The sequence below is a fragment of the Kocuria massiliensis genome (genome assembly GCF_900169715.1).
Lineage (GTDB): Bacteria > Actinomycetota > Actinomycetes > Actinomycetales > Micrococcaceae > Rothia > Rothia massiliensis.
Map to the genome: position 1 here is coordinate 505,609 of NZ_LT835160.1, position 22,193 is coordinate 527,801.

20 protein-coding genes are annotated in these 22,193 nt (G+C 62.9%); 7 read left to right on the forward strand and 13 right to left on the reverse strand.

The window, feature by feature from the left end; translation table 11 throughout:
* Positions 1-14 precede the first annotated feature (14 nt).
* Genes B9Y51_RS03730 through B9Y51_RS03740 form a run of 3 tightly spaced genes read right to left on the reverse strand, consistent with a single transcriptional unit; the run spans position 15 to position 3,371 of the window.
* Positions 15-1,517 (reverse strand): PTS transporter subunit EIIC, encoded by a 1,503-nt coding sequence (locus B9Y51_RS03730; protein WP_085528813.1) that lies wholly within the window; start codon positions 1,515-1,517, stop codon positions 15-17.
* A gap of 37 nt (positions 1,518-1,554) precedes the next feature.
* On the reverse strand, positions 1,555-2,445 hold the full coding sequence (murQ, locus tag B9Y51_RS03735; protein ID WP_085528814.1) for an N-acetylmuramic acid 6-phosphate etherase: 891 nt from the start codon (positions 2,443-2,445) through the stop codon (positions 1,555-1,557).
* Positions 2,442-3,371, reverse strand: a complete 930-nt coding sequence (locus tag B9Y51_RS03740) for a MurR/RpiR family transcriptional regulator (protein WP_048681900.1) — start codon at positions 3,369-3,371, stop codon at positions 2,442-2,444. The genes murQ and B9Y51_RS03740 overlap by 4 nt, the downstream gene beginning before the upstream one ends.
* A gap of 231 nt (positions 3,372-3,602) precedes the next feature.
* Here B9Y51_RS03740 and nrdI point away from each other — a divergent pair, with 231 nt between their 5' ends.
* On the forward strand, positions 3,603-4,001 hold the full coding sequence (gene nrdI, locus B9Y51_RS03745) for a class Ib ribonucleoside-diphosphate reductase assembly flavoprotein NrdI (protein WP_245826061.1): 399 nt from the start codon (positions 3,603-3,605) through the stop codon (positions 3,999-4,001).
* Positions 4,002-4,050: 49 nt separating this feature from the next.
* Positions 4,051-5,076, forward strand: coding sequence for a class 1b ribonucleoside-diphosphate reductase subunit beta (gene nrdF / locus B9Y51_RS03750; RefSeq protein WP_085528816.1), 1,026 nt, complete (start codon positions 4,051-4,053; stop codon positions 5,074-5,076).
* Here nrdF and B9Y51_RS03755 read toward each other — a convergent pair.
* Positions 5,073-5,651 carry a TetR/AcrR family transcriptional regulator gene (locus B9Y51_RS03755; protein ID WP_085528817.1) on the reverse strand — a complete coding sequence of 193 codons (579 nt, stop codon included), beginning with the start codon at positions 5,649-5,651 and terminating at the stop codon, positions 5,073-5,075. The genes nrdF and B9Y51_RS03755 overlap by 4 nt on opposite strands.
* A gap of 45 nt (positions 5,652-5,696) precedes the next feature.
* Complete coding sequence (locus B9Y51_RS03760; protein WP_085528818.1) at positions 5,697-7,022, reverse strand: PTS transporter subunit EIIC; 1,326 nt, start codon at positions 7,020-7,022, stop codon at positions 5,697-5,699.
* A gap of 145 nt (positions 7,023-7,167) precedes the next feature.
* Between B9Y51_RS03760 and B9Y51_RS03765 the strand changes: the two genes are divergently transcribed.
* The 4 genes from B9Y51_RS03765 to B9Y51_RS03780 all read left to right on the forward strand — a co-directional run bounded on the left by B9Y51_RS03765 (position 7,168) and on the right by B9Y51_RS03780 (position 12,733).
* Positions 7,168-7,398, forward strand: coding sequence for a PTS sugar transporter subunit IIB (locus tag B9Y51_RS03765; protein WP_048681908.1), 231 nt, complete (start codon positions 7,168-7,170; stop codon positions 7,396-7,398).
* 13 nt (positions 7,399-7,411) lie between these two features.
* On the forward strand, positions 7,412-8,158 hold the full coding sequence (locus tag B9Y51_RS03770) for a GntR family transcriptional regulator (protein ID WP_048681911.1): 747 nt from the start codon (positions 7,412-7,414) through the stop codon (positions 8,156-8,158).
* Between the two features lie 71 nt (positions 8,159-8,229).
* Complete coding sequence (locus B9Y51_RS03775; RefSeq protein ID WP_085528819.1) at positions 8,230-12,006, forward strand: TM0106 family RecB-like putative nuclease; 3,777 nt, start codon at positions 8,230-8,232, stop codon at positions 12,004-12,006.
* 40 nt (positions 12,007-12,046) lie between these two features.
* Positions 12,047-12,733, forward strand: coding sequence for a hypothetical protein (locus B9Y51_RS03780; protein WP_048681914.1), 687 nt, complete (start codon positions 12,047-12,049; stop codon positions 12,731-12,733).
* On the opposite strand, the gene B9Y51_RS03785 is transcribed toward B9Y51_RS03780, so the two are convergent.
* Both B9Y51_RS03785 and B9Y51_RS11045 read right to left on the reverse strand, forming a co-directional pair.
* A complete protein-coding gene (locus tag B9Y51_RS03785; RefSeq protein WP_085528821.1) occupies positions 12,696-13,916 on the reverse strand; it encodes an N-acetylglucosamine-6-phosphate deacetylase in 1,221 nt (406 codons plus the stop codon). The genes B9Y51_RS03780 and B9Y51_RS03785 overlap by 38 nt on opposite strands.
* Complete coding sequence (locus B9Y51_RS11045; protein WP_158088246.1) at positions 13,913-14,656, reverse strand: GntR family transcriptional regulator; 744 nt, start codon at positions 14,654-14,656, stop codon at positions 13,913-13,915. The genes B9Y51_RS03785 and B9Y51_RS11045 overlap by 4 nt, the downstream gene beginning before the upstream one ends.
* A 103-nt stretch (positions 14,657-14,759) precedes the next feature.
* Here B9Y51_RS11045 and nagB point away from each other — a divergent pair, with 103 nt between their 5' ends.
* Entirely contained in the window at positions 14,760-15,539 is a 780-nt protein-coding gene (gene nagB, locus B9Y51_RS03800) for a glucosamine-6-phosphate deaminase (RefSeq protein ID WP_085528823.1), read from the forward strand.
* Positions 15,540-15,617: 78 nt separating this feature from the next.
* On the opposite strand, the gene B9Y51_RS03805 is transcribed toward nagB, so the two are convergent.
* From B9Y51_RS03805 to B9Y51_RS03830, 6 genes are all read right to left on the reverse strand, one after another.
* Positions 15,618-16,301, reverse strand: coding sequence for an N-acetylmannosamine-6-phosphate 2-epimerase (locus B9Y51_RS03805; RefSeq protein WP_085528921.1), 684 nt, complete (start codon positions 16,299-16,301; stop codon positions 15,618-15,620).
* Positions 16,302-16,349: 48 nt separating this feature from the next.
* Positions 16,350-17,339, reverse strand: a complete 990-nt coding sequence (locus B9Y51_RS03810) for an ROK family protein (RefSeq protein WP_085528824.1) — start codon at positions 17,337-17,339, stop codon at positions 16,350-16,352.
* Positions 17,336-18,262, reverse strand: a complete 927-nt coding sequence (locus B9Y51_RS03815) for a dihydrodipicolinate synthase family protein (RefSeq protein ID WP_085528825.1) — start codon at positions 18,260-18,262, stop codon at positions 17,336-17,338. The genes B9Y51_RS03810 and B9Y51_RS03815 overlap by 4 nt, the downstream gene beginning before the upstream one ends.
* An 84-nt stretch (positions 18,263-18,346) precedes the next feature.
* Entirely contained in the window at positions 18,347-19,162 is an 816-nt protein-coding gene (locus B9Y51_RS03820; protein ID WP_085528826.1) for an ATP-binding cassette domain-containing protein, read from the reverse strand.
* On the reverse strand, positions 19,159-21,219 hold the full coding sequence (locus tag B9Y51_RS03825) for a dipeptide/oligopeptide/nickel ABC transporter permease/ATP-binding protein (protein ID WP_085528827.1): 2,061 nt from the start codon (positions 21,217-21,219) through the stop codon (positions 19,159-19,161). The genes B9Y51_RS03820 and B9Y51_RS03825 overlap by 4 nt, the downstream gene beginning before the upstream one ends.
* Before the next feature lie 2 nt (positions 21,220-21,221).
* The gene (locus B9Y51_RS03830; RefSeq protein ID WP_126855723.1) at positions 21,222-22,175 is read right to left on the reverse strand and encodes an ABC transporter permease; all 954 of its coding nucleotides are present in this window, start codon (positions 22,173-22,175) and stop codon (positions 21,222-21,224) included.
* Positions 22,176-22,193 lie beyond the last annotated feature (18 nt).

Here is a 22,193-nt window from a genome sequence, read left to right on the forward strand (position 1 = left end):
TCCCCTTTTCTACCTCATGCCCCCGCGCTCTCAACAGTCCGCTCCTCATCCGACATGCGTTCCACCAGGTCCTTGGGCACCCCAAAGAAGTACGTCAGCACAAAACCGGCGATGTACGAGATCACGAGTCCGACGCCGTACACCGCAATGGCGGCGCCGATGCCGTGATTGCCCGCGGCCAGCGGAAACAACGCCCAACCGCTCGGCCCAATCGCGGTGGATCCCGTGGCGAAGCCCAACTGATTGAACAACCCGATGAACCCGCCACCGAACGCACCTCCAATGCAGGCGGTGATGAAGGGGCGACCCATCGGCAGGGTCACGCCGTAGATGAGCGGTTCGCCAACACCCAAGATGCCGGCCGGAAGGGCGGATTTGATGGTGTTGCGCAGGGCGCGATTCCTGATGCGCAGGTAAACCGCCGCCGTCGCACCGACCTGGCCGCCACCCGCCATCGCGAGGATGGGAAGCAGCACGGTGTAGCCGGCCTGGGAGATCAGCGTGGTGTGAATCGGAATGAGCGCCTGATGCAGGCCGAGCATCACCAGGGGCAGGAACAGACCGGCCAACACGAACCCGGCGAATCCGCCGCCGGTACCGAGCAACCAGGTCGCGGCCGTACCGATTCCGGTGGAGATCCACCCGGCCACGGTCATCAACGGGAAAAGAGTCAGCGCGCCGGCGACGAGCACCGTCACGGTCGGGACGATCAGCATCGCCAACGATTCCGGGGCCCATTTGCGGCACCACCGCTCGATATATGCGGCAAGGATCGCGGCGAACAGCGCACCGATCACGCCGCCCTGCCCCGGCACGAGTTCCGTGCCCAGAATGGATACCTTGGCCACGCCCGCGAAAGGAATAATGGCCGCGACGGCGCCACCCAAAACCGGCGTTCCGCCGAATTCTTTGGCGGCGTTCATGCCTACAAACACGGCGATCAAGGTCATGAATCCGCTGGAAATAGCGGTCAGCACGGGCACGACGTCGGCGGCCCACGGCCAAGCCCCATTGGCCGCGAAGTTCTGCAAGACCCCGCTGAGTCCGGCGACGATGCCGCACGCGATCAACGCTGGGATCAGCGGCAAGAAAATATTGGCGATGCGCCCCAAGAATGCTCGGACGGGCGAGGAACGTTTTTCCTTCTGCGCGCTTTTCATGCGAGCGCCCAGGGCTTGGAGGTCGTTCGGTGACGAGGGGCCGTCGTCGGCGGCCGCTGAAGCGCTCGACTTCGTGGTCGAGGCTGATTCCTCCGCGGTGGAGCTGGACGTGGCGAGGGATTTTTCGATGTCGCGCGCCACGGTGTCCACGACTCCGGGGCCGAGCACCACCTGCATGGTCGGACCCGGGACAACCCCGAGCACGCCGTCGATGGCGCGCAGCCCCTCGAGGTCGACGTCCGATTCACGAGCCACCGGGATGCGTAACCGGGTGATGCAGTTCTCCACACCGCCGATATTCGAGGGTCCGCCGAGCCCGGCGATCACCTTCTGGGACATGTTGTTTTCTTCGGCCATGATGACTCCTTTGTCCGTGTGCCGTCGCGATTTCGTTTTAGTAGTGGTTTCCGGTGCGCTCGAGGGCTGCCCGCAGCACACCCGCGTGGTGATCCAGCTCCGTTCGCGCCTGATCCGCGGTCATCCCGCCGAGAATCGACAGGATCGCGACCTTGGCACTGCCGTCAGCACCCTCGACGGCGTCTTCCACCTCCTGCGGACCCGCCCCGGTCACGTCCGCGACGATGCGTCGAACCCGCTCACGAAGCTTCACATTGGTGGACTGCACGTCGACCATGAGGTTTCCGTACGTTTTGCCGAGTCGAACCATCGCGATCGTCGAGATCATGTTCAACACCAGCTTCTGTGCGGTCCCGGACTTTAACCGGGTCGAGCCAGCAACCAGCTCCGGTCCCACGACGACGTCGATCGGATGTTGCGCCGCCGCGGCGAGCTCTGACCCTTCGTTGCACGCGATGGAAGCCGTGGTGGCCTGGCGGCGGGCGGCCTCGCGAACCGCGCCGATGGCGTACGGAGTACGGCCGGACGCGGAAACGCCGACGACCGTGTCCTCCGGCCCGACGTCGAGGGCGGCGTCGTCCTCGGCACCCTCGATCGCGGAGACAAGTGCCTCGGATCCCCCGGCAATCAACCCGACGACCTGGCCTGGCCTGGTATTGAAGGTCGGCGGACATTCAGAGGCGTCAAGAACGCCCAGCCGTCCCGCGGTGCCCGCGCCCGCGTAGATCAAGCGGCCACCGGCGCGCAGCCCGGGAAGGGCCGCCTCGACGAGGTTCGCAATCTCTGTGGTCCTCTGGGCCACCGCCTCGGGGACCACGGCGTCTTGACGATTCATCGTGCGCGCCAATTCCTCGGTGGACATCCGGTCGAGGTCGGCGAATTCGGCGTTGACCGATTCCGTGGTGGTCAGGGGTGAAGACTGGCTCATGACGTGGGCTCCTCGTGCGGCGCGGGTCGCCGCGTTCGTGATGATTTCTTGGGGGCGAGCGCCTCGCGTGAGAGGGCCAACGCGCGGTCCGACTGCTCCTCTCGTAGCTGGTACACCATCGTGAAGAGCGCATCGACGGCAAAGAGCTGGCCCGTTCGCGACGTCGTGGCGCCGATCCTCAAGCCGGCCTCCTGCGTAGCGACGCTGATCAGCACGTGGTCGGCCTCCGCGAGAGGGCTGCGGGGTTGCGTGGTGAGGCCAACCGTCGTGGCTCCCGCCTGAGATGCCAGATCCAGCGCTTCCACGACGTCGCGCGTGCAGCCCGAACCGGAGATGCCGACGATAACGTCGCCGGGTTCCAGCAAGACCGCGAGGGTGAGCGCCGCATGAGCTTCGTCGGCGGCATGCGCTACGAGACCGATGCGGCTTAATTTGGCGGCCAAATCCCGGGCGACGAGGCCAGATGCCCCGATGCCGACCACGACGATTCGTCGGGCGACCGCAAGCTGTTCCGCGACGGCGAACACCACCTCGGGATCGAGGGAACGCTGGGTGTGGGTGATGGATTCGCGCTCGATCGCCGCGAGCTTGGCGATGACGGTCTCGGGCGCATCCACGGATTCGATGCCTCCCGGGTACGACCCATCCCCGGGAACAGCCTGAGACCGGCCCAGTGAGGTGGCCAGGCTCGTCCGCAGCTCGCGGAATCCCCGACACCCAGCGGCACGCGCGAGCCGGATGACCGAAGCATCGCTGGTACCACTATGCGCCGCGACCTCGCCCACCGTCATGGGGACGACACGAGTGGGGTCCTCGAGCAGGAAGTCCGCGACGGCCGCAGGGCCTCGGCTCAAATTCGGGACCAACCCTCGCAGGACCGAGAGAACATCTACCTCGCAGGAGTTTTCCTTCTGAATTTGGGTCATAGTGAGAAGTTTTCTTTCAATCGTGACGTCCGTCAACTAGTACGGCTCAACGTAGTTTTAAGTTCATATGCATGATATTTCTATATATGGCATCTCGAACAACGCTCAACCCCTACATCTTGTGGTCGTTTCGACGCTCAAACCGAAAGGAAGATCGTGACCGTTCCAGCCACACGACCCCGTCCCCCGCTCACCTTCACGGAGCTCCCACCCGAGGAATCGCCGAATCTTGTGTACTTCTCCAGCGCCTCGGAAAACACCCGTCGCCTCGTCGAGCGTCTCGACATTCCAGCGGTCCGCATACCCCTCCGCCCCCAACGTGAGGGAATGATCCGGGTGAGCCGTCCATATGTCCTAGTGGTCCCGAGCTACGGCGGAGGAGACCCCGCCAAGGCCGTTCCACGGCAAGTGATCGCCTTCCTCAACGACCCTCAAAATCGCGATCTGATTCGCGGCGTCATTACCGCGGGTAACACGAATTTCGGTGAGCACTATTGCGTAGCCGGCCCCGTGATTTCCCGAAAATGCCAGGTCCCCGAGCTGTACCGATTCGAGCTCCTAGGCAATCCACACGACGTCGAAACCATCCAGCGTGGGCTCGCGACCTTCTGGTCCACCACGGCGGCCTAGAAGGTCAACGCCTCCTACACCTCATCCACACTTATCCAGAAAGCACCTCATGACCTCTCTCCCCCAGAATCTGCCCCTGACCGAGCTCTCCGTGACTCCTCCGTCGTTTCGCCACGATCCCGAGCAACGCCTACGGCCCGTGAACTGGAATCGCATCCCCGACGAGAAGGATCGCGAAGTCTGGAACCGTCTGACCTCGAATTTTTGGCTTCCAGAAAAGGTGCCGCTGTCTAACGACCTACCGGCGTGGAATGGCCTGAGCCGCCAAGAACGCACCTTGACCATGCGGGTTTTCACGGGACTCACCATGCTGGATACGGTTCAGGCCACCGTGGGCGAAATCAGTCAGATTCAAGACGCCCGCACCGAACACGAAGAAGCCGTGTACACCAATATCGCTTTCATGCAGGCCGTTCACGCCAGGTCGTATTCCAGCGTCTTCTCGACACTCACCAGCACCCCGGAAATCGATGCGGCGTATCGCTGGGCTGTGGACAATGACCTGCTCCAGGAGCGCGCCAAAAAAGTTCTGGTGCATTACTACGGCGACGACCCGCTCAAACGAAAAATCGCGTCGACCTTGCTCTCGTCGCTCCTGTTGTACGCCGGATTCTATCTGCCGCTGCATTTCTCGGTTCGAGCCACCCTGACGAACACCGCGGACATGATTCGCCTCATTCTGCGCGACAAGGCCGTACACGGCTATTACTCGGGATATAAATTCCAGCGAGGCCTCGAAAAAGCTTCGACCACGCGGCAAGAAGAGATTCACGATTTCACGCACACGCTCTTGGAAGAGCTGTACGAGCTAGAGCTCCAGTATTCCGGTGAACTGTATGAGCCTTTGGGGCTGATGGACGACGTCGCCGTGTTCGTGCGATACAACGCCAATAAGGCGATGATGAATCTGGGATATCCCGCGTATTTCTCCGCGGAGGAAACCGCCGTCAAGCCGGAAATTCTCGCGGCCCTGGCCCCCGGGGCGGACGAAAACCACGACTTCTTCAGTGGCTCAGGGTCGGCCTATGTCATCGGGAAAGCCGAGGATACGGACGACTCCGACTGGGACTTTTAGCTCTGGTCGTTCGCCGGAAGAAGTCCCAATGACCGAATCAAGCTCCGCAACGAACCAACAATGTCGACGGATGGATCCCGAAGCCAGCGAATGCTGAGTCCTTCCGCGGTCGCGATGAGCGTATTGATGATCTCGTGGTCATCGATGTTGAGCGCACGGGTGATCACTTGGCGAGCTAGATTCTCGTGCTCCACCATAAAGGCTGCGGCCGGATGCTCCGGGTCGGTCGCAGCAAGGGACATGTCCTCAAAAAGCCGCATGAGACCAGGCGTTTTGGTCATGTCTTGAAGGTACTGCCACACGAAATTCGGATCGTCGACATCGTAGTGATCACGAATCCGTGCATCCCTGGAACGGAGGACTTCGACGAAAAGCTCGGTTTTGGATCCGAAGTAATGCAGCACCCCCGCCTCGGTGAGGTTCGCCTCGTCGGCAATCGCGCTCAGCGTCGGTGCATGCCCGGGCGAAATTCCGTATAAGCGCAGGGCGCAGTCGAGGATTTCTGCACGCTTGGCCACGCCCTTCGAATACGGCGCACGAGGGCCACGCGGACGCCGGGAATCAATCTGTGCCATCGTTAAAGACTTTAGCAAGAGAGATTCCCGGCGTCTCGATAAACGCTACTTTTCCGTAGAGTTCTTGAGGGTCGCCTCGTCACCGCCCTCCGGGGTCGACGATGTGACTACCGCAGACTCGCCGTCTTGCGCCGGAGCATGCTCATTCGCTTTCTCCGTTTCATCCTCTTCGCGACCCGGCGTTCGCAGATTCCATTTACGGATCACGAATCGGAAGAGAACGTAGTAGATCACGGCATAGCCCAGCCCAATGGGAATCAGCCAGATCGAATTTTGCGAGATTCCGAAGTTCAACAAATAGTCGATCAACCCGGCGGAGAATCCAAAACCGGTATGGATATCCAGGAAATTGACCAAAGCCATGGAGGTTCCCATGAGCACCGCGTGAATCAGGTACAAAGGCCACGCGATAAACATGAACGAGAATTCCAGCGGTTCGGTGATTCCCGTGAGAAACGCGGTCAAACCCGTCGAGAGCATGACGCCACCGACGACCTTTTTCTGACTCGGCTTGGCCTCCTGCCAGATGGCCAGGGCGGCGGCCGGCAGACCAAACATCATGATGGGGAAGAAGCCGGTCATGAAGACGCCGGCGCTCGGGTCGCCGGCGAAGAACCTGTTGAGATCGCCGTGGACGCCGTTGTAGTCGCCCAATATGAACCACACGATCGAGTTGAGAATGTGGTGGAGCCCAAAGGGAATCAGGAGCCGGTTCAGGAAGCCGTAGGCGCCGGCACCCACGATGGTATTGCTCGAAACCGCTTCCCCGAGCGAAGACAGTCCTTTATCAAACAGGGGATACACCAGCGCTAGGATCACGCCCAGGACGAGCGCCGCGACGGACGTCAGAATCGGTACCAGCCGGCGGCCGCCGAAGAACCCGAGGAAGTCCGGGAGGCGGGTGCGATGAAATCTCTGCCACAGCAGGGCGGAGGTCAGACCGATCACGATGCCACCGAGAACGCCATAGTTAATGCCACTGCCTTGGTCTCCCGAGGAAACGGACTGATCCGATAGGACGATCGGCGACATGACCTTGAAAACGTTGGTCATCACCAAGTAGCCGACGACGGCGGCGAGCGCCGTCGAGCCATCGCCCTTCTTGGCGAAACCGAAGGAAATGCCGACGGCGAAAAGCAACGGAAGGCCGTCAAAGAGCGCGGAGCCCGCCGCGCCGATCACGTGGGCGGCGGTTTCGATGGAGGAGAACTGACCCAGAAGGTCGTCCTGGCCGAGCCTTTGCAAGATCGCTGCCGCAGGCAAAGCGGCAATCGGAAGCATCAGGCTACGCCCAAAGCGCTGCAAGACCTTCATGGCACGGCCGTCACCCTTTTTCTGCGAGGTGGCCGTTGAGGCTGCTGGGGATGTCATGGGGACCTCGATTCTCGGGTGTCCGAGATTGGCGTGGATTGGTGCTGAGGGAGCGCAGTGATACGCTCTTCGTACTGATTATAACCAGTGGTTCTGATCACTCTCATCGACCCGTTGAAACTTGTCAAGACTTGAGGAGATTCTCATGTTGGACCCGAAGCAGATCCTGGAAGCCCTGGGCGGCGCCGATAACGTCGAGGACATCGAAGGATGCATCACTCGGCTTCGCACCGAGGTCGGAGACTCATCCCTGGTCAATCAGGACGCCTTGAAGGCTCAGGGTGCGCACGGCGTCGTCGTCTCGGGAAGCATGGTGCAGGTGGTCGTTGGGCCTCAAGCCGAGAACATTGCCGAAGATATCCAGGATCTTCTGTAGTTCCACCTCGTTCATGGTTCATAAACACGAAAAAGTTCGGACCGCGCTGCGCCGATACGCCCTCACCGAGCTGTCCCCGGGGGCTTCGCTTCCCGGGGAACGTCAGCTCGAGAAGCATTTCGGCGTTTCTCGGATCACGGTGCGGCGCGCAGTCGCAGATCTCGTGGCCGAGGGCGTGCTGGTCCGCATCCACGGCAAGGGCACTTTCGTCTCTCACGGCAGAGTCCGGTCGGATCTCCACCTGGCGTCGTTCACCGAAGATATGGGCCTTGCCGGTTTACAGCCCTCCACCCAGATTCTGGTGGCCGAGCCTCTCACTCCCCCGTCCGAGGTTTCGGAGTTCTTTGGGCTCGGCGCGAATCAACCGACACTGTGCATCAAGCGTCTCCGCTCGGCCAATGATGCGCCGGTCAGCGTGGATGAATCATGGATGCGTCCGGACCTGACCGAATTTCTCCTCGCGCAGGACCTCACGAAGTCCCTCTACGGACACTTGTCCACCACGGATTTTCCGGTCCGCTCGGCGCACCAGACGGTGGAGGCAACATCGGCCGAATCTGAGTTGGCTCAGGTTTTGGATATTGCCGAAGCCTCCCCCGTGTTGCGCTTCATCCGCCACACGTTCTCGGTACAGGACGGCGCGCCGGTTCCCTTGGAATACTCCATTTCTACCTACCGCTCGGATCGGTACCAGTTGTCCATGCATCTACAGCTCTCTCCCGACCGATCCGTCAACTTCGAATCCGCAGACAACGCTTAACTTGTCGGTCGCCGCCCGTAACCTGGGGTCAACACCCGGTACCGGACCGGGTGGCAACCCAGGAGGTGGCTGTGTTCTTCGTCGACGCCCCGGCTCACGAGTCAGAGGATTCTTCGAAAACCCTTGTGTACTCGGCATCGGATCTCGTCCGCGCCGCGGAATGCACCTGGGCTACGTTGCATCTGCTGGACGAGAAGATCGGCAAAATCCCGCGGCATGAGGTCCCTGAAGACCCCATGCTCGAGCGAACCTCCAAACTCGGTGACGAGCACGAAGCCGCCGTTCTCGCAGAAATGGTCGAACGGTACGGTCGATTTGATCCGGCAACCGGGCGCGGCGTCTATGAGATTGAACCCGCACAGAAGATGGATTGGGCAACCCTCGAAGCCAAGCACCTCGAATCTTTGGCGGCCCTTCGCTCCGGTGCCGACGTCGTTTTTCAGGCGTCCTTCTTTGACGGTCGTTTCCACGGGCGGTCCGACTTCCTGGTGCGCGAACCGGATGGCAGCTATCGCGTCTTCGACACCAAACTGGCTCGGCACGCCAAGGTCACGGCCCTGCTCCAGCTCGCGGCATACGCGGATCAACTCAGCGCGGCGGGAATTCCGGTTTCCCCGGAGGTCTCGCTGATCCTCGGCAATCGCGAACAGGCAACCTTCCCGGTCACCGAGTTCATGGCTGTCTATCTGGAGCGGCGCGAGCGCTTCGAGGAACTCACCCGGCAGCGCAGGGCGGCCTCCGAACCACTGGATTGGTGGGATGATTCCATTCCCCGATGCGGCTCGTGTCCACATTGTGCGGCCGAAATCGAGGCGCACGAGGATGTCCTGCTCGTGGCGGGAATGTCTCGGACGCGTCGCGCGAAACTTCGGGAACGCTACGGTGTGCGAACGGTCCACGATCTCGCACAACTAGACGACCCATCCTTACCATCGTCCGTGCGCAAGGCCCGCGACCAAGCGGCAATGCAAGCGGGGCTGGCCGTTCCCGACAACTCGGTGACCTACACCGCTAACGACGGCGTCGAGCATACGGTCTCGTACGTGGTCTCCAATGCCGCCGCGTTAACCCGGATTCCGCGGGCCAACCCAGGGGACATCTTCTTCGACTTCGAAGGAGACCCCCTGTGGCAGGATCCAGAAGATTCTTCTTGGGGCATCGAGTACCTATTCGGCCTCGTCGAGACCCCAGAAGACCCAGCCGAGACTCCCCGGTTTGTCCCGTTTTGGGCACACTCCCGGGCCGAGGAAAAGAAAGCCCTGATCGATTTCCTCGCCTACGTTCGTGACCGTCGCGAACGCTACCCGGACATGAAGATCTACCACTACGCCAACTATGAGAAGCGTGCGCTCCGCGATCTCGCGGCACGGCATGGCGTCGGTGAGGAAGACGTCGACGATCTCCTGCGCCACGAGGTTCTCGTCGATCTGTACGAACCAGTCCGCGAGGCACTACGGATTTCGGAGGGTTCCTATTCGATCAAGAAGCTCGAACCGCTCTATATGGGGGAAAATCTCCGCGCTGGCGACGTCACCAACGCCGCGGCGTCGGTGGTGGCATATTCCGAATTCTGTGCCGCCCGGGACGCCGGCCGCGATGAAGATGCTCACGGAATCCTCGCCGCCATCGGGGATTACAACGAGTACGATTGCCTGTCCACACTGCGGCTCAGGGACTGGCTCCTCTCCCTCGCTTCCCGGTCTGCCGAGGCGGAACGCTCGGCCCCTACTCCGACAAGGCAGACCATCGACCAAGACATCCTCGCGGAAGACGCCTCGGCTTCCCCCGTGGAGGAGTCCCTCGGGCACTTCGTGGAAACCGCATCACCGGACGTAACCGGTTTGGACCCGGAAGAGCACCGCGCCGTGGTGAGAGCAGTCGCCATGGTCGCGAGCGCGACGGGGTATCACCGCCGCGAGCGCAAGCAATTCTGGTGGACCCATTTCGACCGGCTCAGTGCCCCGGTCTCGGATTGGGAGGACCAACGAGATGTCGCCGTCGTCGAGCGGTTAGCCGTGGCGGAAGACTGGCACAAGGCGTCCGCCCGGGCGAGGGTGGAAAAGCGCGTGCTCGAGGGAACGGTGCGCATTCCGGAAGGATCCTCGCTCCGCCCCGGAGAGTCCGGGCTCTTTGGGATGTACGCCTTTCCCCTTCCGCCGTATCTCCGCGACGACGCCGGCACATCATCTTCGGCCCCGGAGCACGGCGGTTCCGTGGTCACTCGAGCGAGCGCCGCCCGCCTAACGCTCGAGGAGATCGAACCCACTCAGACGCCCGGCCAATTCCGAATCCACCTCACCGAGTCACGGCCGCAAGATTCCGAACCTTTCGACCAGGTCCCCATGGCCATCACGCCTCCTGCGCCGATTCGTACCGTCGCGCAAGAAGAATCTCTGGCAGCCCTGGCGGAAGAGGTAGACGCTTCCCTCCCCGAGTTGCCCCTCGGCGCTGGTCTGGACATTCTCGCCCGACGCCGTCCACGACTCCGCGGTGGCGGCCCCTTGCCTCAGGTCGGGGAACCGGGCCTCGGCGATGGCTCATTGCCCATGGCTGACGCTATCCACTCCGCCGTCACGCGTCTGGACGACTCCTACGTCGCCGTTCAAGGCCCTCCGGGCACCGGAAAGTCCTTTGTGGGCTCACATGTGATCGGCCGGCTCGTGCGTGAAGGGTGGCGGATCGGTGTCGTGGCGCAGTCGCACGCGGTCGTCGAAAATCTATTGCGCGGGTGCATCACCAATGGCGGTGTACCGGGCGATGCCATCGCCAAGGCCAAGCGGTCCCGGGGTACCGACGCCGCGGATCGTCCGGCGGTGCCCTGGCGTGAAATTTCCCCGAAGGAGCTCCCCGACTTTTTCGCCGAAGCCACCGAGACCACGGATGGACCGCCCGAAGGCCGCATTTACGGCGGTACTGCTTGGGACTTTTCCCATCAGGATCGCTTCGCCCCGGGTTCGCTCGATCTCCTCGTGGTCGACGAGGCTGGCCAGTATTCCTTGGCCAATATGCTCGCGGTATCTCGGTCGTCGCGAAACATGCTCCTCTTGGGAGACCCTCAGCAATTGCCGCAGGTGACGCAGGGAAGCCATCCGTACCCGGTGGACGAATCCGCGCTCGGGTGGCTCTCCGCCGGAGAACGCACCTTGCCGCCCGAATACGGCTATTTTCTGGACGCATCGTGGCGCATGCACCCCGAATTGTGTGAGCCGGTGTCCAAGCTGTCTTATCAAGGCCGATTGCACTCGGCGTCCGCCGCGGCCACCCGGCGCCTCGAGGGTATAGGACCCGGTGTGTATCGACTCGATGTCGACCATCACGGCAACGCGACCTCGTCCCCTGAGGAGGCCCGCGTGATCGCCGAGGTCGCGCGGCAGCTGATCGGACTCCAGTGGACCCCAGGCGCCGATGCAGCTCCTCGCCCGCTCGAGGCGGAAGACATCCTCGTCGTGGCCGCATATAACGCTCAGGTCGAACTCATTGCTGAGGTCTTGGCCGAGGCGGGTCTTGGTGACGGCGAAGCGAAGGGCCCTCGCGTCGGAACAGTGGATCGTTTCCAGGGGCAAGAGGCACCCATCGTGATCGTGTCCATGGCGGCGTCGTCCGCGGACGAGGTGCCTCGGGGGATGGACTTCCTCTTGTCACCACATCGAATCAATGTCGCGGTCTCACGTGGGCAGTGGGCCGCCGTCGTCGTCAGCTCACCACAGCTGACGAATTTTTGGCCCGTCACGCCGGAATCGCTGGCGATCCTGGGAGGCTTCACAGGACTTCGCCGGGACGCCCGTGCGTGGCATGAACTTCCGCTCTCAGGGAGCAAGCAGGACAACGGAGGTGCGACCCGTGAATAATGATGGAGACCAAAAGAGAAGGCCAGAAGAGGAGTGGACGGTGAACATCACACCCAGCTACAGGGCACGGACTCCTTATATTTTTCATTTTGAGGAACAAACCGTGGTCTTGGGTGACCCATCGTTTCTGAAACCCATCGAGACCTATCTGCTCACCGCGGATCTGGCCACCCGAACCACCTATTGGGACCGCATCACGCAGGACCCAGAAGATTTCGACCCCGATCCCGAACCCGAAGACATCAACAGCGTCGGGATCGAAGGTGACGAGACCACGTTCTGGAACGCCATCGAATCCGCGATCTTCCAGCAGACCGAATGGCCCGAAGAAGACGGCGCCGTTGCCTACGCTCCCCATATACCCGACTGGTTGTACCGCGCGCAGTCGTGGTTCTTCGACCCCATTGCGCCTGCGCTTGGACCAGGCAGCGACGGCGGGTGGATACGACGCCGCAGTGCCTCCGACGGCCGCGGGTACCCCGTGGGTCTGTTCCAATTGACCGAGGAGGATTCTTACTGGGTCTTCGCCTCGGAAGAAGACCTCCGGGACATCACCGACCTGTGCCGAACCCTGGGTCGATTCCGGGTGGGATTCGACCAGCTGACCTCTTACCTGGGACCCGACGACACCATCGGTTCCGTGGCGCTCCCCATCGAGAGCCGCCACGTGCTCCTGGAAGAGCTCATGATCAGGGGCGTGGACGTCGAGACGATGTTCTGGGAGTGAGGTCTCGCACGGGAGAGAATTCCTCGTCCACGAGCTGAAGCGGCAGGCCCTCGCCCCAGGCGGCGAGACCGAGCGCCTGGGCGGGCCTGCTGGTTGCTGCCTCCAGCGCTTCGTCGGGTGAGACTCCCGCGGCTACGGCCGTGCGCACCGCCTGATCCAGCGTCAGCGTGGAACCGGCAATCGCACCCTGGGAGCCGTCCTCGGTCACGAGGCGTGCCACGCCGGCGTCGACCCGAACGCCCAGGCTACCGAGCCGGTAGTCGCCGTCGGGTTGCCCGGTGGCGGACATCGCATCGGTAATGAGGACGACCCGACCAGGTGCCGCCCGGAACAGCATCGCAATCACTTCAGGTGCCACGTGCACCCCGTCTGCGATGACCTCCAAATACACGTGCGGGGATTCCATCGCCGCCACCACGGGACCGGGTTGACGGTGATGAATCCCGTTCATCGCGTTGAATGCGTGGGTCAGGATCGATGCACCGGCGTCGAAGGCCGCGCGCGATGTCGAATAGTCGGCGTCGGTATGCCCCACGGCCACACGCACTCCCTGGTCCACAAGGTAGCGCGTCACGGCAAGTCCGGGGTCCATCTCGGGTGCGAGCGTGACCTGACGGAGGTATCCATCGGACGCCTCCACGAGACGTCGCGCCTCGTCGATCGAGGCTTGATGCAGGTAATCGGCATTGTGCGCGCCCTTGTGCGCCGGGGAAATCCACGGTCCTTCCGCGTGAATTCCCTCCAAACGGATGTCCTCGGGTATGTCGCGGCCCGACTCGATCGCTCGGGCAATCCGTCGGCAGGAAGCTTCCAGCTGCTCGATCGGATTGGCCACGAGGGAGGCGACGGTTCGGCCTGTCCCGTGACGTCGGTGGGTCTCCAATAACTGCCGCATTCCGTCCGCGTCCTCGTAGGCATGCCCACCTCCGCCATGACAGTGAATATCCGTGAATGGTGGGACCATCATCAGGCCAGAACCGTCGATCCATTCATCCACCGTTACCGGGTCGATCGCGGAGGTGTACGTCTCGTCGAGTCCGGCTTTGAGCGGGAACCCCACCTCATCGAACAGCACCCACACGCTGTGGCGTCCTTGAGCGAGCGACGCTTCGGGAAGGTGGGCGAATGCGTGATGGGTATGCAGAGAACGCGTGGGCCGGGCGGAATGCAAAAGCGTCGTCATGAAGCGGAATCCTTCGGTGTACGGATCACGGTCAGGTCAAAACCGTATCGGTCGGCTCGGTAGGTAGTCTCGGTGTGTTCCACGGGGCGCCCTCGGGCATCAAAGGCGAGCCGCTCCACGCGGAGGGCCGCCGCGCCCACAGGTTCCCGAAGATGACCCGCCTCCTCTGGGGTCAGGTTCACCGCGCGGATCGACTGATGCGCCGATTCGGCTCGATGCCCGCACTCGCTCAGATGACGGTCCAGAGATGCGTGAGGATCGGGAAGCCGCCCGCCCAACGCATCCAGTGGGACGTCCGCGATTTCCAGAGCCATCGGCTCACCGTCGGCCAAACGAAGCCGGTGCAAACGAACGACTGGTGAATCCACCGCGACCCTTAGCAACTCGGCCAACCGCTGACCGGCAGGTCGCGAGGTGCAGCCCAACGGCATGCTGTCCGGGACGTGACCACGCTGCACCATGTCCTGAGAAAAGGAGGTGAGCCGCACATCCTTACGGATCAGTTCCGGATCGGCCACATAGGTTCCCGAGCCGTGAACCACGTACAGCATGCCCTCATCCACCAGCTGGGCGATGGCCCGGCGTACCGTTGCTCGGCTCACGCCGTACGTTTTCTGGAGCTCCCGCTCGGTGGGAATGGCCTCGTGAAAAGCGAGACCGGTCAGGACATCACGCCGGAGCGCCGCCGCGAGTTCGCGATATTTGGACCGCGACACGGCATCGCCAGACTTCTCGACCATTCGAACCGTCCTCCCATAGTGGTACGAACCAAAGATACACTCCCACCCAAAAATATCGAGATTGGTACGTACCTCTAGTGAGGATGAGGGATATGCTGGAGGTATGGAAATCATCGTTGCCCCCACCCCGAAACATGTCGGCGAATTCGCGGCCGGTCGCATCGCGAAAGTTCTCGACGCCAAACCGAACGCCGTCTTGGGTGTGGCCACAGGGTCCAGCCCCGTTCCGACGTATGAGGCCCTCGAGCGCATGGCTCAACAGGGCTTGGATTTTTCCCAGGCCAGCGCCTTCGCACTCGACGAATACGTCGGCTTACCGGAGGGTCATCCCCAAAGCTACGCGGAGGTTATCCGCCGCGACGTCACCGAACGCCTCGGCATGAATCCGGAGCGGGTCCATGTTCCCCGCGGCCACGCTGACGACATCCCCGCGGCGTGTGAGGAGTACGAGCGCGCCATCGCAACCGCCGGTGGCGTCGACATTCAGCTGCTCGGCATCGGGGCGAACGGCCACATCGGCTTCAACGAACCCAGCTCCTCGCTCGCGGGCCGCACCCGCGTCAAGACCCTCACCCCCAAGACGCGCAGCGATAATGCGCGCTTCTTCGAAGGCGACCTCTCCCGGGTCCCCACGCACTGCATCACGCAAGGAATTGGCACCATCTTGGATGCCAGAATCGCACTCCTCGTGGCGACCGGCGAAGATAAGGCCTCCGCGGTCCAGGCCATGGTCGAGGGACCCGCCGGTGCGTTCTGCCCCGCCACGGCCCTTCAATGGCACCGTCGGGCGATCATCGTGGTGGACGAAGCCGCGGCCTCTCAATTGACGCAGAGGGAGTATTACGACTTCGTCCGGGACAACCGTCCCGACTGGCAACGCTAGCCGCACCGTCCCACGGCACAGCCCGGTGCACCCACCGCCATGGCGAGGAGCACCGGGCACGTGCCCACGCGGTGCGCCCTAGTTCAGGGCCTCCACGAACCACGAGGTAATGGTCGACGGATGCGTGATCGCAGTCCCCACCACGACGGCGTCCGCACCAGCCCGCATCGCTTCCGCCGCTTGATCCGGCGTATGAATGCGCCCTTCGGCCACGAGCATGCGGCCAAGTCCCGCCTCGGCGATGGCGCGAATGAGTTCCAGGTCGGGCCCGTTGCTCACGGGACGTTCTCCGGTATACCCGGCGAGCGTCGTCCCCACGAGGTCGGCACCGGCGTCGACGGCCGCGATCGCGTCGTCGAGCGACCCACAATCCGCCATGACGCGGGCCCCGGTGCTCTCATGCAGGGCCGTGATGGTTTCCCGGAGCGAGCGACCGTCGGGCCGAGGCCGACGGGTTCCATCCAGGGCCACGATGTGGGCACCGGCCTGAGCCACCGCGAGGGCGTGATGCAGCGTCGGGGTGATGAACACCCCCTCGTGGCCGTCTTTGAAAAGGCCAATTACGGGGACTTCCACGGCTGAGCGAGCAAACTGGATATCGGCAATTCCCTGCACCCTGACCGCCGCCGCGCCGCCGACGACGGCCGCCTGCGACACCTGCGCCATGGTGCGGGGGTCTCTCATCGCCTCGCCCGGATAGGCCTGGGCCGAGACGATGAGTTTGCCCCGGAGGGCCTCCAGCTCGCGGTCGGTGAGAAGCATGGGATATTCCTTTCGCAGGTTCGGGCCTTTCACCGCCCGTTCTCGTGGTCAGCTCTGAGGGTCGGCCGGGTTCTCGTCCGCCCAGGCCAGAGAAGCGGCGCCCAGCAATGCGGCGGACCCTCCCGAAGACACGGGTTCGGGAAGTGTTTCGATACCGGAAATGCGGACGTGCCGATACGTGCGGAGCATGGGTTCCCACCAGAGCGGGCCAGCGGTTGCGAGGCCCCCCGAGAGCACCAAACGGTCGGGGTCGAGCGCATTGGCCAGGCCCGCCAGGAAAGACCCCGCGATCTCCGCAGACACCCGAATCACCCTTTGTGCCACCGGGTCGCTCTCGGCCACGGCAAACAGGTCCCGGGTGGTCGCTACGTCGCGGGTGCCACCGGCCGTGCGATAAACCCCGGGGAACGAAGCTCCGGCGCACGCATCTTCCAGGATGAGGTGCTCGGGATCCACGGCCGTGGGTACAAACAGGTCCATCTCGGGGTGATACGGAACGGGCATCATGCCGACGTGCCCCGCCACGAAGTGCTTGCCCACTTGCGGTTTCCCGTCGATCAGCACGGCGCCGCCCACGCCGGTCCCGAAGGCTACCAATACGGTGGTGCCTTCGGAATCTTGTCCGGAGTTCCTCCGAAACATGTCTTCACCGAGGGCATGAGCGTGCACGTCGTTAATCGGCCGCACCGTGTGGATCGGCCGACCTGGGATATCCGCCAAACGCTCGGTCAGACGTTCCGCGAGGTGTGTGCCGGTCCAACCGGGAATATGCGGCGTCGCCGAAACGACGCACCCGGTGTGCGGATTGATGACGCCGGCAGATCCGATGCCCAGGATGGGCCGCACGTCGATCCCACGATCGACGGCCTGGCCCACGAGCTGTCTGGCGACCGAGGCCACGGCATCGAGGACCGCGTCAGGGCCGTCCTTGGCCGGCGTCGGCTCCTCGGCCCGGGCGATCACCTCCCCCGTGGAGGTCACGAGGGCACCGGCGGTTTTGGTTCCGCCCAGGTCGAGAGCGACCGCAGCTCGAGTCATAGAAGTCCGTTCCTTTCCAAGATTCGTCGAATCGATGCCGCGGCATGGTCGTCGAGGGACACCATGGGGCGGGACATCGTGTTCGATTCCATCACGCCAAGCTCCACGAGAGCTGACTTGAACGCCCCGAGGCCGGCCGCGCCACCGGAGATCTTGGAGGGATCGGCGCAAGTCACGATCGTGAACAGATCAGCCAGGCGGTCTTGCTCTCGACGCGCGGCCTCCCAATCTCCGGCTCGGGCCGCCTCGTACAACCGAACGTACCCGGCGGGATCGACGTTGCCGAGCCCCGGAACCAACCCGTCCGCGCCGGAGAGCATCGCGCCATCGCACACGACCTCATGGCCGGTGAACAAGGAAAACTCCGGCAGGTCACGGGTCGCGAGACGAAGTTGGCGGAAGGAGACGTCGTCGTTGGAGGAGTCCTTCACGCCCACGATGGTGCCTTCGCGCGCCAATTCAGCCAGAAGATCGACGGTCAGCGGGATGTGAGTTCGCACCGGCACGTTATAGGCGAAGACCGGAACGTTCACGGCTTCGCGCACGCACCGGAAGTGATCGAGGATTTCGTGGCGGTCGGTGATGACGTAGTACGGGCTCGAAACCACCACGGCATCTGCGCCGGAATCCGTCATGCGCCGGGCCTCGTCGGCCACGCGCACGGCGGTCTGATCGTTCGCACCGACGATCACCGGGACCGAACCATCCACGAACTCGGCCGTGAGCTCGACGACCTGGCGTCGCTCCTCATTGCTCATGTACGGCGTCTCGGCGGACGAACCCAACATGAATAATCCGTGGACGCCGCCGTCCAGCAGGTGACGAATCACCCGTTGTAGGCCTTCACGGTCAATCTCGCCGTTCGCGGTGCGGGGCGTGATGACCGGAGGGATGACGCCGTGGAATGCGGGCTGTGCAGACAATGGAATATTTCTCCTTGTTGTGGGGGTGCGGCAACGAGGGCACCGCGTGAAAAGTGGGGTTGAGGGCCGATTCGGGCCCCATGGCTACATACCTCGTAAGAGGCTCGGCGCAGCGCCGAGGAGCGAGCGCGTGTAATCGGTGGAGGGGTCGGTCAAGACCCGATCCGCCGGTCCTTGCTCCACGGCCTGGCCACCGGTCATCACCAGTATGTCGTCGGAGATGTGGCGGACGGTCTGAATGTCGTGGGAGATGAAGACCATGCCCAGGTTCAGCTCGTCTTTGAGGTCGATCAAGAGATTCAGCACCTGCGCGCGAACCGAGACGTCGAGGGCGCTCGTAGGCTCGTCGGCCACGATCACTTCGGGATTCAAAGAGAGCGCCCGGGCGATCGCGACGCGTTGCCGCTGACCGCCCGAGAGCTGGGCCGGGACCGCCTCCGCCGCCGATGCCGGAAGCCCCACCAGGTCGAGCAGCTCACTGACGCGCCGTGAACGATCCGCTGTGGATCCCATCGAGTGAACGTCCATCGGATCGCGGATGATGTCGTGCGTCGTCATCCTCGGGTTCAGCGCGGTGGAGGCATTTTGGAAGATCATGGTGATCGACTTGCCGAATTCCTTGCGGTCCGCGGAGCTGGTCCCCACCGGCCGACCGCGATAGAGCAGTTCGCCCCCGGTCGGTTCCTGCAAACCCACTATCACGTTGGCCAGGGTGGTCTTTCCAGAACCGGATTCGCCGACGACGCCGACGGTGCGCCCCCGCCGAATCTCGAGGGAAATCCCGTCGACCGCCTTCACGACCTTGCGCCGAAACAGCGTGCCGATCCGCGTCGTGAAGTGAACCTGCAAATCCTTCAGTTCCAGGACGGGTGTTTCCGTGGTCGATGCCGCGATGCTCATGATGGATCTCCTTGAACAATGTGTACCCGGGCTTCGCCCGACGTCGGCGCGTTCGTGGCCCAGTAATGGTCCTGGTCGCCCACCTGCTCGAGTCGCAAGGGCGCGAGCGGATTCGCCTCCGGGGACTGTGAGCGCGGAGCGAATCGGTCTCCCGATGCGAACTCCGTGGGACTCGGGACGGTCCCGGGGATCTGGTACAGCCGCTCGGCCGAGGACTCAATGGACAGCACCGCTCCGAGCAGGCCACGCGTGTATTCGTGGCGGGGGTCCGAGAGGACGTCCGAGGAGGTCCCGGTTTCCACGACCTGACCGGCGTACATCACCGTCACCCTGTGCGACAGCGAACCGACCAGGGCCAGATCGTGACTGACGAAGATCATCGCGAATCCCAGTTTCTGCTGCAGGTCCAGCAGGAGATCCACGACCTGGCGCTGGACCGTGACGTCGAGCGCCGTCGTTGGCTCATCGGCCACCACGAGCTTGGGCGAACGGGACAGGGCCATCGCGATGAGGACTCGTTGACGCTGGCCTCCGGACAGTTCGTGCGGATAGCTCGCGAGGGTTCGTTCCGGGTCGAGGTTGACCATGCTGAGCAGCTCTGAGGGTGAAGTCCGCCCACCACGCCGAGTCAGCTGACGCAGTTGATCCTTGATCAACATGGAGGGGTTAAGAGAGGAGAGCGCGTCCTGGTAGACCATCGCGATCTGCTCGCCGCGCAGACCATCGAAGGTCTGATCCAGGGCACGGCGTCCCGGCGTGCTCGGCACGAGTTCCCTACCGTTGAACAGGATCGATCCCGTCACGCGCGCATTCGGGGCTTGGAGACCCATGATCGCCAAGGATGTGATGGACTTGCCGGAACCTGACTCCCCCACCAAGCCCATGGTTTCGCCGGGTGCCACCGAGAAACTGACGTCGCTGACGACTTCGGTGTCTCCGTATCGGTCGGGGAAAGCGATGCTCAGGTTTTTCACCTCGAGCAACGGACTTGCCTCGAGATCCGGACGGAATCGGTCGGTCCGAGTCTTTTCGACGCGCGCAAGTTTCGCCAGCTGTTCGTCGAGGAGGCTCTGGGCCCTGGGGCTCACCGTCTGGATATTCGACGTCGGAATATCGGCACGTTCTTGAGTTTGCAAGGCCTCGGTGGAGGGGTGCGCGTCAGAGGACGGTACGGTGCTGTCTTCCGAGCTGACCGGACGCGTCCGCAACTTGGGGTTGGCCATCGCGTCGGTCATACCCTCCGAGAGGACGTTGAGCGCCAAGACGGTCAGCAAGATGGTGATACCCGCGAAGGTCGTGGCCCACCAGGCCCCCGCCAAAACCACATTGCGACCGTAGGAGATCACATTTCCCCAGCTCGGCTCGGGATCTTGAATACCGGCGCCGAGGAAGGACAGCGAGGCCTCGAAAATGATGGCGTCGGCCACCATCACGGTCGCGAACACGAGCACCGGCGCCGCGCAGTTGCGCACGACGTGCTTGAGCAGAATGAACGTGCGCCGTGCACCGATGATGCGTTCGGCCCGCACGTAGTCTTCGTTCCACTGGGTCAGAACGTTGGCGCGCACCACTCGAGCGAGCTGTGGGGTGTAGATAATCGCGATGGCCACGATGATCACGGGAACCGAGTTACCCAACGTCGAGAGCAACATCGCTGCCAGGGCGATGCCGGGGAACGCCATGATGACGTCCATGACCCGCATCGTGGTTTCGTTGACCCAGCGACGTCCGGTCGCGGCAATCGAGCCCAGGATGCCTCCGAGAACCAAGGCCAAGAGGACCGATCCGATGCCGATCATCAGCGATCCTCGGGCACCGTAGAGCAGGCGAGACAGGATGTCCCGGTTGAGCCGGTCGGTGCCGAAGGGGTGTTGAAGGCTCGGGGCGGCCGGCATGCCAGATCCCGTGGCCAAGGGGTCGTAGGGCGCGATCAGCGGTGCAAAAATCGCCGCGAGGACCACGAGTATGAGGAAGACGGACGCAACCTTGGAACCCCAAGGCATCCGGCGGAATCGAATTCCCGGTTGGGAAAGGCGGTCTGCGAGTCGGAATCTCATGGTCACACCGTCCTAATGCGCGGGTTGATGAGCAGGTAGAGCAGGTCGACGACGATGTTGACCAGTACGAACGTCACGGCGATGGTGACGACGACGCCCTGCACCAAGTTGACGTCCTTATTGGTAATGCCGTTCAGGATCAGCTGACCCATGCCCGGCATCGAGAAGATCATTTCGATGACCACGGCACCACCGAGCAGGTAGCCGATGCGCAGGCCAAGAACCGTAATCGGGGTGACGAGGGCGTTGCGGAGCACGTTGGTTCGCAACACCTCGCTTCGCGGAACGCCGTTACCGATCGCGGTTCGGACGTAGTCCTTGTCCAGTTCCTCGACCATCGAGGTACGCACCACACGGATCAGCGAGGCGCACACCGGGACGGCGAGCGCCACGGCGGGCATGAGCATCGAGCTCGCGTACTGTCCGGGACTCTCGAAGAAGGAGGTGTATCCGCCCGAGGGAAGAATCTTCCACCCGACCGCAAACCACTGGATCAGCAGAATGCCGAGCCAGAAGGACGGTGTCGCCACTGCGGCAATCGAGACCACGCGAATCACCTGATCGGGCCAACGATCACGCCACAGCGCAGCCACGACTCCCAGCACCAACGACGCGACGGCCGCGATCAGCACACCCCAGAACGTCAGTTGCAGGGTGACGGGGAAGGCCCCGGCGATCATCGTCGAGATCGGAGACTCGGGCGGCGTCGTCGACCCGAAATTCAAGGTGACCAGGCGACCGAGGAAAGAGAAGTACTGGACCACGAGCGGGTCGTTGAGTCCATGCTCTTGCCGGTAAGCATCGCGCGCTTCGGGGGTCGAGTTCTCGCCCAGCGCGGTGATGGCTTGATCTCCCGGTGCGAGTTGCAAGACGATGAACACCAGGAGCGTGATGCCCAGGATCATGAAGGGCAGGGCGATGAGTCGACGCCCTAGAAGTCTCAGAAAATTCCCCACGGGTCATCCTCCTTGGAT

Excerpts from the sequence above, each read along its gene's own strand:
- B9Y51_RS03730 (WP_085528813.1), bottom strand. The coding sequence starts at position 1,517 with ATGGCCGAAGAAAACAACATGTCCCAGAAGGTGATCGCCGGGCTCGGC.
- murQ (WP_085528814.1), bottom strand. The coding sequence starts at position 2,445 with ATGAGCCAGTCTTCACCCCTGACCACCACGGAATCGGTCAACGCCGAA.
- B9Y51_RS03740 (WP_048681900.1), bottom strand. The coding sequence starts at position 3,371 with ATGACCCAAATTCAGAAGGAAAACTCCTGCGAGGTAGATGTTCTCTCG.
- nrdF (WP_085528816.1), top strand. The coding sequence starts at position 4,051 with ATGACCTCTCTCCCCCAGAATCTGCCCCTGACCGAGCTCTCCGTGACT.
- B9Y51_RS03755 (WP_085528817.1), bottom strand. The coding sequence starts at position 5,651 with ATGGCACAGATTGATTCCCGGCGTCCGCGTGGCCCTCGTGCGCCGTAT.
- B9Y51_RS03760 (WP_085528818.1), bottom strand. The coding sequence starts at position 7,022 with ATGACATCCCCAGCAGCCTCAACGGCCACCTCGCAGAAAAAGGGTGAC.
- B9Y51_RS03765 (WP_048681908.1), top strand. The coding sequence starts at position 7,168 with ATGTTGGACCCGAAGCAGATCCTGGAAGCCCTGGGCGGCGCCGATAAC.
- B9Y51_RS03770 (WP_048681911.1), top strand. The coding sequence starts at position 7,412 with ATGGTTCATAAACACGAAAAAGTTCGGACCGCGCTGCGCCGATACGCC.
- B9Y51_RS03785 (WP_085528821.1), bottom strand. The coding sequence starts at position 13,916 with ATGACGACGCTTTTGCATTCCGCCCGGCCCACGCGTTCTCTGCATACC.
- B9Y51_RS11045 (WP_158088246.1), bottom strand. The coding sequence starts at position 14,656 with ATGGTCGAGAAGTCTGGCGATGCCGTGTCGCGGTCCAAATATCGCGAA.
- nagB (WP_085528823.1), top strand. The coding sequence starts at position 14,760 with ATGGAAATCATCGTTGCCCCCACCCCGAAACATGTCGGCGAATTCGCG.
- B9Y51_RS03805 (WP_085528921.1), bottom strand. The coding sequence starts at position 16,301 with ATGCTTCTCACCGACCGCGAGCTGGAGGCCCTCCGGGGCAAACTCATC.
- B9Y51_RS03810 (WP_085528824.1), bottom strand. The coding sequence starts at position 17,339 with ATGACTCGAGCTGCGGTCGCTCTCGACCTGGGCGGAACCAAAACCGCC.
- B9Y51_RS03820 (WP_085528826.1), bottom strand. The coding sequence starts at position 19,162 with ATGAGCATCGCGGCATCGACCACGGAAACACCCGTCCTGGAACTGAAG.
- B9Y51_RS03825 (WP_085528827.1), bottom strand. The coding sequence starts at position 21,219 with ATGAGATTCCGACTCGCAGACCGCCTTTCCCAACCGGGAATTCGATTC.